Origin of the sequence: Paenibacillus sp. Soil766 (assembly GCF_001428105.1) — a bacterium.
Lineage (GTDB): Bacteria > Bacillota > Bacilli > Paenibacillales > NBRC-103111 > Paenibacillus_E.
This window is the reverse complement of sequence record NZ_LMSJ01000045.1, coordinates 172,712-190,835: the sequence shown is the minus strand read 5'-3', so window position 1 is coordinate 190,835 and position 18,124 is coordinate 172,712. Positions and strand designations below refer to the sequence as shown.

General features: G+C 48.3%; 8 protein-coding genes. 1 reads left to right on the top strand and 7 read right to left on the bottom strand.

Going from position 1 to position 18,124, the window contains the following annotated elements:
- Positions 1-67 precede the first annotated feature (67 nt).
- The 6 genes from ASG89_RS28155 to ASG89_RS28130 form a co-directional block, all read right to left on the bottom strand.
- A complete protein-coding gene (locus tag ASG89_RS28155) occupies positions 68-1,171 on the bottom strand; it encodes a S1 family peptidase (RefSeq protein ID WP_235549960.1) in 1,104 nt (367 codons plus the stop codon).
- Between the two features lie 193 nt (positions 1,172-1,364).
- A complete protein-coding gene (locus ASG89_RS28150; RefSeq protein ID WP_057314568.1) occupies positions 1,365-4,847 on the bottom strand; it encodes an AAA family ATPase in 3,483 nt (1,160 codons plus the stop codon).
- 114 nt (positions 4,848-4,961) lie between these two features.
- Positions 4,962-6,143: an exonuclease SbcCD subunit D gene (locus tag ASG89_RS28145; RefSeq protein WP_057314567.1), complete on the bottom strand. Its 1,182-nt coding sequence runs from the start codon at positions 6,141-6,143 to the stop codon at positions 4,962-4,964.
- A gap of 45 nt (positions 6,144-6,188) precedes the next feature.
- The gene (addA, locus tag ASG89_RS28140; RefSeq protein ID WP_057314566.1) at positions 6,189-10,142 is read right to left on the bottom strand and encodes a helicase-exonuclease AddAB subunit AddA; all 3,954 of its coding nucleotides are present in this window, start codon (positions 10,140-10,142) and stop codon (positions 6,189-6,191) included.
- A 21-nt stretch (positions 10,143-10,163) separates the two neighbouring features.
- A complete protein-coding gene (addB, locus tag ASG89_RS28135) occupies positions 10,164-13,694 on the bottom strand; it encodes a helicase-exonuclease AddAB subunit AddB (RefSeq protein WP_057314564.1) in 3,531 nt (1,176 codons plus the stop codon).
- 1,157 nt (positions 13,695-14,851) lie between these two features.
- Positions 14,852-16,225, bottom strand: a complete 1,374-nt coding sequence (locus tag ASG89_RS28130) for a class I SAM-dependent rRNA methyltransferase (RefSeq protein ID WP_057314562.1) — start codon at positions 16,223-16,225, stop codon at positions 14,852-14,854.
- A 119-nt stretch (positions 16,226-16,344) separates the two neighbouring features.
- Here ASG89_RS28130 and ASG89_RS28125 point away from each other — a divergent pair, with 119 nt between their 5' ends.
- A complete protein-coding gene (locus ASG89_RS28125; protein WP_057314560.1) occupies positions 16,345-17,376 on the top strand; it encodes a Na/Pi cotransporter family protein in 1,032 nt (343 codons plus the stop codon).
- Here ASG89_RS28125 and deoC read toward each other — a convergent pair.
- Positions 17,339-18,019, bottom strand: a complete 681-nt coding sequence (deoC, locus tag ASG89_RS28120) for a deoxyribose-phosphate aldolase (RefSeq protein ID WP_056609763.1) — start codon at positions 18,017-18,019, stop codon at positions 17,339-17,341. The genes ASG89_RS28125 and deoC overlap by 38 nt on opposite strands.
- Between the last annotated feature and the right edge of the window lie 105 nt (positions 18,020-18,124).

The window sequence follows — 18,124 nt, the reverse complement described above, 5'->3', positions numbered from 1 at the left end:
CCTCATCGTAATTCCATTGCTTATTCAGCTTGCACAAAATTAGCTATCAGAAGCTCAATTCATCCATTTACTTATGTGATTTCACCAAAATCGCTCTAGTACGTTTCCGTTGCTGTTGCGTCAGTGGCTGTACATAAGAAGCGTCACCTCGTGGTGCGATTCCTTTCACTTTACCTGCCTTATACGTGCCACCTGCAGCTGGAATAGCTGTACGCACACCATAAGATGACATAACTACACCAATCGGATTACTAATAGAACGAGAGCCATCCGCTGGTCCTGCGAAATTGAGTGCTACTGCAAAGCGGTCGCTAGAACGGAGCCAGACGGAGCCTGAATCACCTGGAAGTGAAACTGGACCTGAATTTCCTACAATGACAGTCTGATTGCGAAACAGCAGCGTACCTAAGCTGCCGCCATAAGAAACACGCACATCCACATTATTAGACTCCACGGTTCCTCTAACAGCACCTGAAGTACGACCAGATTTAAACACTTGAAGACCAACAGGATAGCTTAAAAGATGACCTGGCACTGTAATTAAGTTGCCCGACGAGCTGCGTAAATACCTTGGGTTTAATAGGCTGTTTGAAGTCGGAAGGGCAATTGACGAATCCTGAAAATTAACTTCACCAGGACGTAAGGGGACAAATTGATACGCTCTTCCAACACGATCTGTCCTTGAGGCTCCACCATCTGCTGGGCCAGGTTGTACCGTTTCAGAGAAAGCTGCCGAATTATCTCTGATTAACACATGGTTGTTACTTAGGATGTAAAGTTGATTATTCTTGATCACAATTAAACCTGCAGTTCCCGTGGAGAAAGGATTCGTTTTGCCAATACTCACTCCGCCAGGTACTGGACGATTCCTACTTTGAAAAGTAGTTGCCTTGTACACTTTGGGTTTGGGAGCCTTTAACACATGTGCTTTGAACGAATCCGCTGAGAGAAAGCGCACGGGAACAGACGAACCTAATTTAGAGGCAACGCTTTTCAGATTATTCAATCCCGATGGCACGATTTTTTGATGGGTGTACACAATGACACTCGCTCCCGCGGTTGGTTTTTTGGGATCTGCGTATCCAACGCCTACACCCATAACCTCTGCCCTTTTCAATAATACAGGCGAGAGACGATTCTTATGCTTCAGAGCCTCATGAAATGTTGCCATGCACATTCCCCTTTTCGTCAAGTTGGTGCAGTGTATGCCACCTTGTACGATTCGGCTTGATGCCTTTACCTAAGGGGCAGTCAGGAAATAAAAAAAGGCTAATGACCAGTAGTAAGTCATTAACCTCTATGGGGGGGATAGATGAAAACTTCTTCACGAAGTCGCTTAACTACTTAACCTTTCAATAACCTATTTAAAGTTCTTCAAGTGAAATACGACTCCCGCGACCAGATGGCTCTGCGGGTTGAACAATTAATTTGCGTACGAGTCGAGCCCGAAGCTCGGGAACGTGAGAGATGACACCAACAGCTAGTCGATCTGTATGAAGCTTTTCTAGCGCACCAATGACCATATCCAGCAACTCCTGGTCCAGTGTGCCGAAACCTTCATCGAGGAAGAAAAACTCTAACGGATATTCGCCTTTCAACTGAATCTGAGCGGACAAGGCTAACGCTAATGCTAACGAGGTAAGGAAGGTTTCCCCGCCAGATAGCGTGCCAACTGGTCGCTTCACCCCGCCATTCGCATCGTCCCGAATGACGAAACCACCGCCAGAGTCGACTTCAATCCCATAACGTCGACGCGTCAACTCACCAAGTCGCTCGGATGCCGCGCGACTTACTTGCATTAACTGCTCCTCGGCCAAGTACTCGACGAAGGCATTGGCCTTCAGCACGGCTTGCAGCTTGCCAAGTCGTTCCAGCAGCGTCGCCTGCTCCGCACGCTGCGCTTCGAGCTCGCACCAGCGCAAGTGCCGCGCAGCAAGCTCGCTGGCGCCCTGCGCAGCCTTGGCCCGCGCCTCCAGCGCGGCCTCGGCGCCAGCCTTCGCGTCGCTCAGCTGCGCCTGCGACTGCGCCCACTCGGCCGCGCTCAGCACGCGGCCCTGCAGCTTCGCTGCCAGCTGCGCCAGCTGGGCGCGCAGCGCCTGCTCGCGCTCGCGGTGCTCCGCCGCGAGATGCGCCCATTGGCGGCGCTGCTCAGGCGCCAGCGCCGCTGCCTCTGCAGCTTCGCGCGAGGCGAAGCCGCCTTTCTCGAGCGCGCTGGCCAACGCGCGCTCGGTTTGCGCCAGCTGCCGCGCGGCGGCGGCAGCGGCTTCGGCGGCGGCGCTGTAGCGCTGCGCCGCCAGGGACTGCTCGCGCTGCGCAGCAGCGTGCGCGAGCTTGGTCATCTGCGCGAGCTGGCGCAGCTGTGCTAGCGCGGATGTCGCCTCCGCGATGAGCTGCGGCACCGCCGCGCTAGGCGCGCGCAGCGCGAGCTGCCGCGACTTATCGGCGGCGAGCAGCGCGAGCCCTTGCAGTCGCTCATGGAGCTGCAAGGCCGTACGATCTTGCTCCTGCGCAGCAACCTGCATCTTCTCGATATTGACGAGAAGCTCCTCGAGGAATGGAATGCTTTTCTCAATGCGTCCACGAAGCTCATCGGCGATCCGCTCATTATCAAGAAATTGTTGGAGTTGCTCTTCAACAACATCCCAGATCAGCTCTACGAATCGCTCTTGCCACTGGCGAACCTGATCTTGAATGGCAGCCGATAGGCTGTTCAATCTAGCTTCAGCTTCTACAACCAAACTAGCAGCCGCTTGCGCTTGTGCCCCTAAGACTAGATCTTGTTGTGTCAATTGAACATGCTCTTTAAGTAAATCCTCATAATCCTTCTCAGATTCTTCCACTTGAGAAACAACTGCTTGCGAAGCTGAATTCACACGCTCCCATGCCTTTTGCCAATCCTCCAAGCTCATGAACACAGGCGAGCTAGGTGAAATTGCCTGAATACCTATTTCTTGGCCTGCGGCAGCCTCATGCAGCGCTAGATGATGTCCAGCCTCTTCAACCTGCTGCTTACTTATTACTTCATCTGGGAAACTCAGTCCTGCTGCTTGCTTGTATTGATCCGCCACTCTTCGAATCAGCTGCAATCCTTGATATTGACGTTCTTTCGCTTGCTGCAGGAAACGCTCGATTTGATGCAGTAAGCTTTCAGAAACTATTGTCTCGTCTAGATCCATTGCGTTCTTACTGTCCTTATGCAGGGCAGGATGCTCTAAGGAACCACACACGGGACATGATTCACCTGTTTCCAATTCTGCAGCCAACAAAGCAGCCAAAGCATGACGTTCTTGATGCTTCAATTGCTTTCTTTGCTCCTCCAACCACCCTTGCAGGCCTGCCAAGAAATCTGTAAGCAAGCTTTGCTGCTTCGTTAATTGCCATTCACTCGATGCACTAGCTTCAAACCAACCAATAAGACGGGAATACAACTCTCTCTGTTTAGCCAAAATCAAATTTCTCGACTGCTCCACAGTCTTACAAGCATTCACTTTATCAGCTTTAATTCGTTGGGCTTCTAGCTCTTGAGACTGAAGCAGAAGTATTTCTTTTTTCTCCTGTACAGCATGTTGCAGCTGTTGCCGCTTCGCAGCATCCATCTCCACTAGTTTTAATTGAGCTTTCAGTTCTGTTTGTTTGGCCACCGCTTTTTGTTTCGTTTCATTCGCTTTAGACATGTCCGCTTGTATACGCAATAATGCTGTTTTCACTTCAGCTTCTTGTGTTTGTGCCGTTTGAATTTGCGACTGCACTTGTTCAAGCTCCTGCCCAATCACAAGTGCTTGTTCCAATTGATCTAGACGCAGCAATAAGGGCCCTTCCTGCTCGACTAAATCCTGCCCTGCTTTGTCAAAAGCAAGCATTGCTTGCTGAAAATCAGTTTCCCAGTTCGCCAAGGATAACCTTGCCGTTTCAAGAAGTTCTTGACTTGACGACACATCTTTAACAGCTAATCGATGCTGATCCAAGAACGGAATCACCCGGTCGGCTTGTTCGGCCAGCTTCAGGATCTGTTCTTTTTCTGCAATAAACCCTTCCTGTTCATGATGCTTCCGCTGCTCATGTTCAAGACCTTCCGATTCCTTTATCCATTGATAGACTTGTTTGTTTTCTTCGTATGCCTTCTCTTGCTGCTCCAAATGAAGTCGACTTCGAACAGCTTCTTGTTCCGTTTCAAGAAGTCTTCTATTCGCCTCCTCCAAAGCAGTTGCGGTCGCATCACCCAAGCCCATCTGCTCGGCAGCAAGCTGCTTAACACTACTCTCCGTTTCCTTTACTTTAGAGCTGACCTTTGCACTTAATTGATCTCCATAAGTTTCAAGATGGAAAAGCCTTTGCAGCATTTGCCTACGATCTTTACCTGTCAAAGTCAGAAACTCAGCAAACTTCCCTTGCGGGAGTACGACTGCTCTTGTAAAATCCTGCATCGACAGGCCGAGAATGTTCTGGACCTGGAGATTGACTTCGCCTGCCTTATCCGCCAACACAATAGTTTCGTTATCGCGTATATGTAATAGACGTGAAATCGTTCCATTGATGGACATTTCAGCACCGCGCTTGAACTGCCGCTCGACTCGGTAGCGCGCTGTGCTCGATGCGTTAGTCAGTTCGAATGTAAAAGAAACGAACAGCGTTTGTTCTGCATGATTCATAATCGCTTGCGTGCCACCGCTTGCCCTTTCTACTTTGCCATAGAGGGATAGTGTTATCGCATCTAAGATCGACGATTTCCCGCTGCCCGTTGGACCAAATATACCAAACACACCTGCATCTACGAGTTGGCTAAAATCAATCGTTTGCAGCTCTCGATAGCTTTGCAATCCAGACATTTGTAACTGAATTGGACGCATTGGACCTTCCTCCTTTCCTTCACATCGCAAAGTTATCCACAAGTATTTGTTGGGGAAAACAATTTGTTTACTATCTTCTCACGTGTTTCTATCCATCCATACGCCCCTGCTCAATTACTCGCCGCCAGTGGTATCCCCAAGATCTTTCTCTTGCAGCAACTCCAAAAATAATTGAACTAACGCAGGCTCAGGTTGTGCGCCTCCCGTTTGGCGTGCGTAGAAGCGCGTGAAATGTTCTTCCATCGAAAAAGCAGCTCTCGGCATCGCCGAACGTACAACTTCCATTTCCGGATAAATGGGGCGAATGTGAATGAATCCCTCATACGCTTTACGCAACGATTGAATTTGTTCTATGGACATAGCAGATGTCATCGTAATCTCCAAATCAATCCATGCCGTGCTATCGCGTTGCTCATCTAACCATTGATGAACCTGTCCAATGCCTTCTTTCGCCTTCCAGCTCACCAGTGGACGACCTGAGGTCAAGAAAATCTCCTTTGGTTCTGCTTCCTGCCCTGGGGCAAGATCAAGTATCGTAACTGATTTGGCTTGACCCGCTTCCGAGAAGCTGTAGGCTAGCGGCGATCCACTATATCGAATGGGTGATGCGGCTTTCACATTTTGTGGGCGGTGCAAGTGACCTAGCGCAACGTATTGCGCACCCGCTGTCAAAGCCGTTGTATCAACCGTATAAGCGCCGCCAACCTGAATTGGTCGTTCAGATTCCGTTTCATGCCCTCCTAGAACATACAAATGACTCATAATTAAATTCACTGTGCTAGCTTCAAAGAAAACTGCCTGTTTACGAATGAGTGCCCCAACCCGCTCCGAATATTTGCTGCGCAGCACTTCTTCCTCCGCAACCTCGGACAACAACTCCTTCAAACGTGATTCCGATGGATACGGCAACGTGATTAGTCGTGCAAGTTCACCTGTACGTGCGATTCCAATCGACTGAATTTCTTGTATTGGTAAACCTACTAAAGTAATTCCTTGTGTTGCTGCTAACGGGCCAGAAGCTGCAAGCCGATCCGGATGATCATGATTGCCTGAAATAATCACCACATGTCTTTTCCCGCCATCCGCTAATCTGGCAATGCCCTCATAAAACAACTGCTCCGCTGCAGCAGGAGGATTCACGCTGTCATATATATCTCCTGCAATCAACACCAGATCAATGACTTGATCTTCCACGATGCGCACGAGTTCATCCATAAAAGCAATCTGCTCATCCATTCGGCTTCGTCCTTCTAAGGCTCGCCCAAAATGCCAATCTGCTGTGTGCAAAATTCGCATGTCACATCTCCTTCCTACCCCTAGGCCGGCTTTCATTTTCTATGACTACATTTCTACCAACTTAGCTCCATCAAAGAAATAGAGAAACTTCCCGTGTATCGGACGTTTCCAGATATGTTCTACAGCTCGTGCATACAACCCTATTTGCTTCTCATACCGAAGCTGAAGTTCTGATTCTGTGCTTCCTCTAACAGCATCTGTTTTATAATCTACTAGAACGAGTCCCAGTTCATCTTCAAATAGACAGTCAATTACCCCTTGAATGAGCACCGTCTCACCAAGCGTTGATGAATCCGTCTCGGAATAAACCTCATCCGCAGGGAGCCCATAGCTAAAGGGAACCTCTCGCTGTATATGACGTGACTGGATCATTCGTTTGCCAACCGACGTCTCAAAAAACTTCAGGATAACAGGAATATCTACCACATCACGCTGGTCTTGCGTCATTGTTTGTTTGTCCAACATCTCCTGGAGTGTCGATTGGATACTTGCCTCTGTAGGCAATTCCGATAGAGACATATTTTGCATGACAGCATGAACAACAGTCCCTTTCTCTGCAGCCGTTAGCTTCTTCTCTTCCATAAATCTCGGTCTACGCCAAATCGAAGCAGCTGATTTATTGGTTACTGACGCTTGCCCCAGAATAGATGAAGTTTCGACAGAGGTCGGTGACTCCAACTCATCGGCAATTCGGTTGACCTCAGATAATCGTTTCATCTCCGAAACTGTCGTTTTGGCGAAATGTTTAGGTGCATCTGGGAAATCATATCGCCAGGATAGACGCTCTCCTAAAGCATCTTTCCATTTTCCCGAAGTAGAGACAACCTCTCGTTGCTGAATCGCCATCAAACGATCTCGTTCTGGCTCAAAAGTCGTATTTTCAAGTACATCCATCTGCTGCAAGCTTTCAGGCGTAATCACAGACAGTTTCCATTGCGAGGTATCACGCAGCAAGCGTACATCAGAAGACACATCGCTAATGCCAAGTCTTTCTCGCCACAAAGCAGCATCAGGATGACGAAGCAATGCCGGTCCGACCCAATCCAGATAGCTTTTCGCTTTAGCCAACTCAAAGTCAGGCAAGTACCAAGCCTCTCTGGATAGGTGACGTCCCCAACCTCGCAGAAGCTTATCGAGAGATTTCACAGTTCCCAGCAGGTACAATTTCTCGCGCGCTCTCGTAAGTGCTACATAAAGGACACGCATTTCTTCAGCTAGAAGTTCTAGTTTCAGCCTCTTTTTTATGGCAAGTGAAGGTAAAGTCGGATAACTAACACGAAGTGTCGTATCTACAAATCGCGGTCCAAAACCAAGCTCTTTGTGCAATAAGAATGCTTCATTCAAATCACGTTGATTAAACATTTTCGCCATTCCAGCCACGAATACCACTGGAAATTCCAAACCTTTACTCTTATGAATGGACATAATTCGTACGACGTCTTCCTGTTCACCCAGCGCACGCGCGGTTCCAAGATCGCCTCCACTTTCTTTCATCCGCTCAATAAACCGTAAAAAACGGAATAATCCACGTAACGATGTACTCTCGTATTGTCTAGCTCTATCATATAGCGCTCTTAAATTGGCTTGTCTTTGCATGCCGCCAGGCAAACCGCCAGCGAAATCATAATAGCCGGTTTGTCTAAAAATACGCCAGATCAAGTCAGCAAGAGAACCCTGCCTGGCGTCATTTCGCCATTGTTCTAATTGTTCAAGAAATTTTGTCAATTTAATGGACAACTCGTCATTCTCATCAAGTGATTTTTGCTGGACTGTACGCAGTACAGACTCATAGAAAGCTACAGATTTATCCGCAACTCGAATTTGTGCTAAATGTTCAGCTGTCAGCCCCACTATAGGTGATCGCAATACAGCAGCCAGTGGTACGTCCTGATATGGATTGTCGATAACCTTCAACAAGGAGAGCATCGTCTCGACTTCTGTTGCCGAGAAATATCCAGTACTGAGCTCGGCATAAGCAGGTATTCCCTGTTTCTTCAGCTCGTCGATTATAATGGGAGACCACGCTTGGGTTGCTCGCAATAAAATCACGATATCCCTGTAGGTTGCCGGACGATTGCCGCCCGTTCTTTTGTCAAACACTTGAAAAGATTCTTGATTCTCAACACCTAACAAGCCCCTAATTTGACGAGCAATGGTACGTGCTTCCAGTTGTGCGGTTTCCAGCTCTTCCGCTTCCAAGGCAGGATCAGCTCCGCTTTCAGCGCCATCGACGTTTGTTTCGTCCCCATTTTCATCCGATTCTTCCATATGAGTCTCTGTTTTGTCGGCTCCATCTTTCGCACGGTCTATAATCAGCATTTCAACTGAACAATCTGATACCGAAGGCGGATATCCAGCTCCATATACCAGTTCTGCACGCTCATCGTAAGCAATTTCACCGACAGTTTCATTCATCATTTGTTTGAAAATAAAGTTAACCGCGTCGACAACTTGAAGACGACTTCGGAAATTTCTCGCTAAGTCAATTCTTCCACCGTTCATTTCACGATCTGTCACTTCATCTTTGTTGGAGCGATACGCTTTGTATTTTTCTAAAAATAGACCTGGCTCTGCTAGTCGAAACCGATAAATACTTTGTTTCACATCGCCAACCATAAACCGATTCCCGGGCTTTGCTGTTGAAATCAGCTCAACAATGGCTTCTTGGACACGATTCGTATCCTGGTATTCATCAAGGAGCACTTCAGCAAATTGCTTCCGATATGCTTGCGCTGCTTCTGAAGGATACAATTCACCAGGCATGGAACCAGGCGCACTTAGAATTTGCAAGCAGTAATGCTCCAAATCGGCAAAGTCTATTAGACCCTTCTCTGCTTTAGCCTCTTGATAGCGCCTGCCAAAATCAACGATGAGATCGACAAGAACGTGTAGTAAAGGAGCCATATCTGCAATTTCTTGATGAAACTGCTCTGGTGTCCGGCCGAACAACTCTTCTTTTAATTTGTTAATTTGATCCTTTGCCTTGTTTCGCAGCTCTTTGACTTCTTCTTGCAGCCCTTTATCATAATCATCGCCTTTGCAAGCTTTTAGCTTGCCGAACTCGACCGTTTGAAAACCAAGATATAAGACAGACCAGGGATATGTCGTTGTTTCCAGTAAATTCTGAACGAGCAGTAAATCGTCGCGCAAATTATCTAAATACGGAGCAGGCCCTCCCGGGGATTCTGCGATATGGATGGCTTGCCCTAACAAGTCTGCTGCCCCCTCTAATTCGAGGGAAAGATCACCAATAAGACTTTGCTCCCATAGTGAATAATCCACAGGTGCTGATGCCGCAGCAACATAAGGCAAAGCTTCTTCAACTATCGCCGCTGACTGAGCCACATTCACTTGATGTGCTGGCGACCCAAACATGGAAGCTGTTCCTCTTAACCAATGCTCTGGCCAAGGATGACTGCGAGATACATCGTATAGCTTTTGAATGAGTTGCATAATCGCATTATCATTACGTTCGCCACTGAATGAGTCAACCAATTTCCAGAAGGCACTGTTCTCATCACTTGCGGCATAATATTCTTCAAGCATCTCGCCTAGCAAGTCCTGACGGAGTAAATCAGCTTCTGTTTCATTCGCTATCCGAAAGCCAGGGTCTAATTTGATGAGACTAAAATACCGTTGTACAACTTCCAAACAAAAGGAGTGCAACGTAGTAATGGACGCTTTCCCCATTAGTGCGAGCTGCTTTCGCAGATGCTGGGAATGAGGTTGTTTCATTAATTCTTTCTCAAGTGCTTCTCGAATCCGATGCTTCATTTCGGAAGCTGCAGCCTTCGTAAAGGTAGCAACGAGTAATCGGTCTACATCGATTGGTTCCCACTCATTAGAGATCCGTCGAATGATACGTTCTACGAGTACGGCTGTTTTACCAGAGCCTGCAGCAGCCGCGACCAACATATTCTGACCTTTGAGGGTAATCGCATCCCATTGATCATCCGTCCATGTACTTCCGATAGGTTTAGATTCTTGCTGTTGCGTCACCTTGCACGCTCCTTTCTATGATCACGACTGGCCTACCAGCGCAGTCAACTCCGTCCATACTTGATCCTTCGCACGTGGACGAAAGACTTGAATTTCATTCCCTTCGAATAGGGGGTCTATTTGACAAATCGCCGTATACGAGCAATGCTGGCAGGCTGATTTTTTCCCTAACCGATAAGGAGCAATATCAACATGACCATCTGTAATGTTTGTACCAATTCGTTTCACTTGTTTGCGTACATAGGTCCGGAGCGTATCCCACTGCTCGTCCGTCGCTACTGATGAAGTTGAGTAAAAACTCCCATCTTTCTTTAGGGCAACAGGAATAAGTTGTGAATGCCCCGAACTGTGGATGAGCTCATCATCCATCAATCCAGCCACCTCAGCATCAGCTGTAATTAAACCCTTCATTTTGAAACGTTTACGCAGCTCCTTCTCGACGGAGGCCGAATCAAGCGCATTTTTCTGCTGCAACATCGGATTATGCACATGGAAATAAAGCACACCTGCAGGTTTTGCTTGGGCACCAAGCCATGTCTCCGCATGTGTAAGGATAACGTCCAAGTAAGTCAACATCTGTAGGGATAATCCATAGTACACTTCTGAAAGTTGCAAGGCTGTTTGACTGGATTTATAGTCAATCACTCGTAAAAGCACACCTTGCTCGCCATCCGCTCGATCCACACGGTCGATTCGGCCGATAATCTCCATTGTACAGCCATTTTCCAATTCAAATGTTAACGATGGCAGATCCTTGCCAGGTCCAAAATCAATTTCCAGCCCGAGTGGTTGAAATTGACCATGCTTGGCATGTTCGCCGAGAATAACCGTTGCCCTGCCAACCACTTGCTTTAGTTTTCTAGCTATATACGCATAGCGGCTTGAACTCAAGAGAATTTCACCTTGAAGTCTCGGTGCGAGCTCGTCCACAACTTGTGCAGACCTCTCCATACATTGTTCGGCGGAAAGTGACCCCCAATCCAGCTGATCCTGCTGCAGCTTCTGAACGAATTGATTCAATGCTGCGTGGAACAATTGTCCGATATCCGGAGCATCTAGGCGATAGACGCGACGCTCTTGCAGCCTTAGTCCATGAGAAATGAAATGCGAGAACGGACAAGCCACATACTTCTCCATTCGTGAAACGCTGGCACGTAAGTGCTGCCCGTATAACAATTTACTAGTAGAGGTGGAAAGCCCCTTCTCTTTGTTCGTATATTGCAACGCCTGTACCAGCGATTGTAATTTCATCCCCCAAGCGGGTTGTTCAGCGTACCAATTGTATGCATCCCACCATAGTTCTGACATTCGGCCACCAAGCATCCAATGCTTCATACGAACCGCCAAATAAGAGATCGCTTGTGTTGGATGCGACAGATAGGCAGCTTGCTCACTTTCAGGGGCTTCCGCTGAAGGTTCTGCAAGAAGCAGCGGTTCTTCTGTACCTGGAAACAGCTGTCGCATCTGTCTGATCAGCTCTGAAGGCAACAATGATTTCCCTTCTTCATCTGCTAGCGGATAACTCATCCAGAGTCGCTTGCCTGGTACAGTCAACGATGTGTAGACGATAAATTGCTCATCCAACAGCTTCCGACGGCTTCCATCCGCCATTGGTAATAAGGAGTCCATGAGAACACTGCGTTCTGCTTCTGTGAGCACACCTTTTTCAGCCATCTGTGCAGGAATAACCCCGTCATTTACACCTAGAATATACGCATACCGAATCCCGCTTGAGCGAGTTCGATCCATACTTCCGATCAGTAATTGATCCATCGATGGTGGAACTAACCCCAGCTTCATGCTTTCCATGCCAGTTTCAATCAGGCCGTTAAACAGCTCTAAGGAAAGTTCATCATCTCCCATGGTTTCCACTAATTGATCAAGCATATCCATGACACTGTTCCACATTTGACCGTGCTCACGTGCCTTTTCTGGCATTCCATTAAGTGTTGCTTGCTGCGTCCAGGTTTCTAATTTCTCTGGTGCTTGAATGGTTACCAATAACTCATAAACCGCTTCGACTTGAGCTTTGACGGTACGTGCTTGTGAAAGGCGATTGGATAACGCTAGCAATGGACCAACGACCCACGATTTGCTCGTATTTAGCGCTTGAAGCTCCGCGGATTGTTCATTTACCCCATCTTCTGCTTGCTCCAAATTGGCACGAAATTTATACGTCCATGGCTTGCCATCCGTCCATCTATAACCTTGAATCCCAAATGCAAGCACATAATTCTCTAATTTATCTAGCTCAGTCCTTTGAGATGTTGCACTTGTAGGCAGCAATAAATCCGTTTTGATACAACGGAATACGGCATCATAATGCCAATTATGCTGGATAACTTCCAGCGCAGAGCGAATGAATTCCACGAGCGGGTGATGAAGCACCGAACGCTTCTGATCGAAAAAGTGTGGGATCTCATAATCTGTTAATACCATGTTTAACAGATCTTGATATCCTTCCATGTTCCGCACCATGATTGCCATTTCACGCCAACGCACACCCTGTTCTCGAACTAGCTGAAGCATGTCACGCACTGCACCCTCAACTTCTGCACGACGATGAACAGCTTCCCTAATAACGAGTTGATCGGCAATCTTCTCTCCAGGTAAAGGCTTATATTTAGGCGCTCTGCCACCGATTCGACGGTCAAAATTCTGCTCCAAATAGGCAAGTGCAGGACTATCCTCATATCGAGGCGAACGCTCAGGAGCGAGATGAAGAACTTCAGCCGCATCAAGTCCAAGCTGCCAGATCATATCTTGCAAACGTACCATCGTCGTAGCTGTGGGGTGAAATAAATCCAATTCATCCGGGCTATCCCCCGTCTGGAGTTCGCGATCCAGACATAGCGTAATCGTCACTTGCTTACAAGCAGCAAATAATGCACCAAGCACCTTGAATTCCTGAGGTGTAAAGCCATGAAATCCATCAATCCAGACTGATGCTGAACGCAAATAAGCCGAGTTCTGAACTTGCTCTGCGAGCAGCGTCAAGTAATCTTCGCCGTCCAAATACTGCCTCGCAAGCTCGGTCTCAAATTGGCGGTACACCAGTTGAATATCATGCATTTTGTCCCTCAGCAAACCATGTTCACCAAGGTTAGTTACTCGTTTATTTTCATGCGTTTCTAGCTGTTCAGCCGTCACGCAATAGCGTTTCATTTCCGTAAAAAGCTGATTCAATCGATCTACAAAGCCCATTTGCTCAGCAGAATGACCAAAGAGTCGAAGTTTATCCTTGTATTTATGTAAAATGCTCGTTAACAGCAATTTCTTGCCTGTATCATCAATCGGCAGACGCGCTGTCCCGCCTTCTTCTTGCATAACACGCCATGCTAATCGGTGGAAACTTAAGACTTGCGCGCGGATCATTCCGCGAATACTTGGATCCGAAACCAACGCGTGCTCAGCTTGAAATGTAGCTTGTTCAGGGACAAGCAAAATCAACGGATCGCCTTCAGGCGCCGATACCAGCTGTTGCTTCATTTCAGTTAGACAACGTTCACTCTTGCCGCTTCCGGCTCTACCAATAACGAATCGAATGGACATTCAAGGCCTCCTAACACTTTCCGTCGGAAAGCTTGCTTCATAAGCAATTCTCGTATTCTATCTCTCTATTCTATCATAATTCTAGTGATGAGTCGGCGTGGTAGATGATGGAGGGGGATATGAGGGGATCTAAGGAGTTCAGTCGAAAATCAATATACGAACGTACATTCTATCAGTATAGCATGGAAAGCAAAAAACAAAAAGTAATAGGCTATGAAAACTATCTAATACACTCCTTTCATAACTCAATACAACTTTCTCGTGACGCCGATAGTTGCATGAGTCCGACAACTCCGAACTAAATCGAAGATTATTTGTAGAAAGACCCCTAGTCCGATTCTCTCCTGTAACTCGATTTTTTCGACTTACAGAGCTGGAATCACGCCAATCCTCTCCCATAACTCGATTTTTTCGACTTACAGAGCTGGTACCACGCCAATTCACTCCTACAACTCGATTTTTTCGACTTGCAGAGCTGGAACCACTCCGTTTCTCTCCTGCAACTCGATTTTTTCGACTTACAGAGCTGATACCACGCCAATTCACTCCTGCAACTCGATTTTTTCGACTTGCAGAGCTGGAACCACTCCGTTTCTCTCCTGCAACTCGATTTTTTCGACTTACAGAGGTACCACGCCAATTCACTCCTGCAACTCGATTTTTTCGACTTGCAGAGCTGGAACCACTCCGTTTCTCTCCTGCAACTCGATTTTTTCGACTTACAGAGCTGGAATCACTCCGATTCTCTCCTGCAACTCGATTTTTTCGACTTACAGAGCTGGAATCACGCCGATCCTCACCCGTAACTCGATTTTTTCGACTTGMAGAGCTGGAATGTCGCCGATTCTCTCCTGCAACTCGATTATTTCGACTTACAGAGCTGGAATCACGCCAATCCTCTCCCGTAACTCGATTTTTTCGACTTACAGAGCTGGTACCACGCCAATTCACTCCTGCAACTCGATTTTTTCGACTTGCAGAGCTGGAACCACTCCGWTTYTCTYCYRCWACTSGATTTTTTCGACTTGCAGAGATACCTGTCGGCCTAACACGAGTTAGTCATTTCCGGTTCCTGCCTCCTAGCCCCCTCCACCAACACCCGCAAACACAACAAAAAAGCAAAGCCACATTAACCGGCTTCGCTTACTTAAATCATTTTATTTGCTGCGCACTTCAAAAATCGCAAACTTCAAATAATGTCCTTCATCTACACCTAGAATACGCGGGTGATCCATCCCTGCCCCACGGAACTCAATTAGGCGTAACAGCTTACCTGCATCGGTTGCTGCTGCATGAATCGTTTCAAGGAACAGCTCAGGATGCATGTGATACGAACAGCTTGCTGTGACGAGATAGCCACCTTCATTCACAAGTTTCATTCCATGCAAATTGATGTCTTTATAGCCGCGGCAAGCTCCTTCTACCGCACTTTTGGTCTTGGCGAAGGCAGGCGGATCGAGAATGACGACGTCCCAAGTACGCCCACCCGTGCCTACAGGTTTCGATGTGTCTATCTTAGTTTGACCCGCTGCACCAGCAACTGCGCGAAGCTTGCGCTCATCCAAGCCTTTCACTTGCGTACGCAAGTACTCGAAGGCATCTGCCACGACGAATTCGACGCGATCCTCGAAGCCATTCAACGCAACGTTCGTACGTGCACTTTCAATCGCATGCTCGGAGATATCGAGGCACGTTACTTTCTTGGCTCCGAATTGACATGCGTTAAGCGTGAAGCTTCCCGTATGTGAGAAGCATTCCAGCACTGAAGCGCCATCCCACAGAGGAAACGTCACTACTTTACCATTTGCGTTCACTGGGAGCATTTGCGTTACGCCATTCTCTTCAATTTCCGTCAAATGGATGCCACTGCGGTGACCCCAGCCAGTCATCAATGGAGCGATTGCCGCGCGATTCTCACGTTGGTCGAAGAAGTAACCTGTCTTCTGACCTTCCTCAATATCAACGCGAATACGAAGGCCATTTTCTAAAATATCAACATGCTTCGCATAATCGCCATACAGAAGTCCCTTCGTCTGCTTCAGACCTTCCAGTTCACGAATGGATACGTCACTTCGCTCATAAATCCCGACTGGTTTCATCACTTGTACCAGAGCTTCAACGATATGATCACGGCAGAGGTCCATGCCCAAGGTCAAAAGCTGAACAACCAATGTGTTCTCGAATTTATCAACAATAAGTCCAGGCAGGAAATCAGCTTCTCCATATACCAGACGATAAGACTGCGCTCCTTTCACAAAGCGCTGGCGATGTAGGAAACAACGTGTGAATCTTTCGACGAAAAACTCTGTCGTCATCGCCTCAATCTGGCTATACGATACAATACGTACCGTAAGCTGCGAAGATTCGTTGTAATAGCCCGTTGCTAGATATTTGCCGAGGTGATTCTGAACGGATACAAGCTGTCCAGGTACAATGTCTCCATCCGTGCGCTCGATTTCACTCTTATACACCCACGGATGTCCTTGCTCTACGCGGGGTTTGCGTTTCTTATGTAATACTACTGCTGCCATTGTTTTAGCCTTCCTTTGCGTGAAACCGTTCACTTATACCATCTGGCTTGTCATGCTTGTCTTTACGGTCACATATATTGGTTGAAAACGTCGTACGCTCACGAAAAGGAGATCCTCTCATGATTCATGCTATTATATTGCCTGTTGCTACAGGCTTTATCTTATTTCTGCTCGGAATGAAGCTAATGGAAACCTCGCTTCAAACCTGGGCAGGCCCCCGCCTCCAGCTGTGGCTGGAGCGGTTTACTCGAACACCAGTGCGCGGCCTAATCACCGGCACCGTGCTCACCGCGGCGCTGCAGAGCAGCACCGCCATCACTGTCATCGCCATCGGCCTCGTCGGCGCTGGCATCCTGTCCTTCCCGAGAACACTAGGCGTGATTCTCGGCACGAATATCGGCACGTGCCTCACCACCGAGCTGATCGGGCTCAGCTTGGGCGGCATCGGCGTGCCGATTCTAATCGCCAGCGCCAGCGTTTGGCTGGCGAGCTGGCTGGCCGGGCCGCTGCCTCAGGCAAGCGGCCCCCGCTCCCACGCCGCGCAAGCAGGCGCGGCACTACCTCAGGCCGCCTCGCATGTCGGCGGCCGCCAATGGCTGCGCAGCGTCCGCTACGGCTCGCTCGCGGCGGCTGGCTTCTCTCTCGTGCTGCTCGGCATCGAGATCATGCAAACCATCGGGCCTGCGCTGCAGTCCCGCGGTCTTTTCGCCTGGTTCGTGCACCAGGCACAGACGAGCCTGCTCTGGGGCATCCTCGCAGGCGCTGCAGTGACCGCGCTCGTGCATAGCAGCGCAGCCGTCATTGCGATGGCGATGAGCCTGGCCGCCACAGGGGCTATCCCCGTCGAGCTCGGGGTTGCCATTACCATTGGTGCCAATGTCGGCACCTGTGTCACTGCACTGATCGCCGGCATGAGCAGCTCACGCGCCGGGCGATATGTAGCCTGGTCACATGTGCTGCTGAATGTCGGAGGCGCCATCCTCTTTTACCCGTTCATCCACTTGCTCGTCACACTATCCACAATATTAGCTAATGATGCAGCATCGCAAATCGCAAGGTCTCAAACCATTTTCAACATTGTAGGTTCCCTTATTGCGTTGCCTCTCTGCTATCTTAGTATGTGGAAGCGCCTTGAGTTCCGTTCACAATAGCTACACCGGAACTAGTCCCTAATCTCGTTGCTCCCGCTTCAATCATCGCTATCGCCGTCTCAACGTCGCGAACACCGCCAGATGCTTTTACGCCAATCGTGTTGGACACATTTTGACGCATCAAACGAACATCTTCTACCGTCGCTCCACCAGGGCCAAAGCCAGTCGATGTTTTCACAAAATGAGCACCCGCTTCTTCGGAAAGACGGCAAGCTGTTGCTTTTTGCTCATCATTCAGGAACCCGGTTTCCATGATTACCTTGACGATAGCTTTCCCTTTTACCGCATCTACGACTTGCTTAATGTCCGAACGAACTGCATCCAATTGCCCTTCCAAAAGCAACCCAATCGGTAAAACGGTATCGATTTCAGCAGCACCGTTTTCAACAGCTTTAGCCGCTTCGAATGCTTTTACTTCACTCAAGCTCGCACCAAGTGGGAAGCCAACTACAGCTGCAACCTTAACACCTGTTCCTTCCAACGCTTTGGCAGCTGTTGCTACAAACTGTGAATTCACACACACACTGAAAAATTGGTGCTGTGCAGCTTCCTCACACAATTTATGAATCGCCGCTGTGCTCGCATCTGCTTTCAATAACGTATGGTCAATATAACTAGCAATTTCTTTCGCATTCAATGTCATTATGAAGCACCTCATCTGATTTAGTCATTTCATCCATAGCTCGGAGCTACCGTGTAATCGAGAAAACCTCTATCGAGGCCATTCAATGATGAACGACCACGCGTA

Coding starts and splice junctions, on each gene's coding strand:
- ASG89_RS28150 (WP_057314568.1), bottom strand. CDS start 4,847: ATGCGTCCAATTCAGTTACAAATGTCTGGATTGCAAAGCTATCGAGAG.
- ASG89_RS28125 (WP_057314560.1), top strand. CDS start 16,345: ATGATTCATGCTATTATATTGCCTGTTGCTACAGGCTTTATCTTATTT.
- deoC (WP_056609763.1), bottom strand. CDS start 18,019: ATGACATTGAATGCGAAAGAAATTGCTAGTTATATTGACCATACGTTA.
- ASG89_RS28155 (WP_235549960.1), bottom strand. CDS start 1,171: ATGGCAACATTTCATGAGGCTCTGAAGCATAAGAATCGTCTCTCGCCT.
- addB (WP_057314564.1), bottom strand. CDS start 13,694: ATGTCCATTCGATTCGTTATTGGTAGAGCCGGAAGCGGCAAGAGTGAA.
- ASG89_RS28130 (WP_057314562.1), bottom strand. CDS start 16,225: ATGGCAGCAGTAGTATTACATAAGAAACGCAAACCCCGCGTAGAGCAA.
- ASG89_RS28145 (WP_057314567.1), bottom strand. CDS start 6,143: ATGCGAATTTTGCACACAGCAGATTGGCATTTTGGGCGAGCCTTAGAA.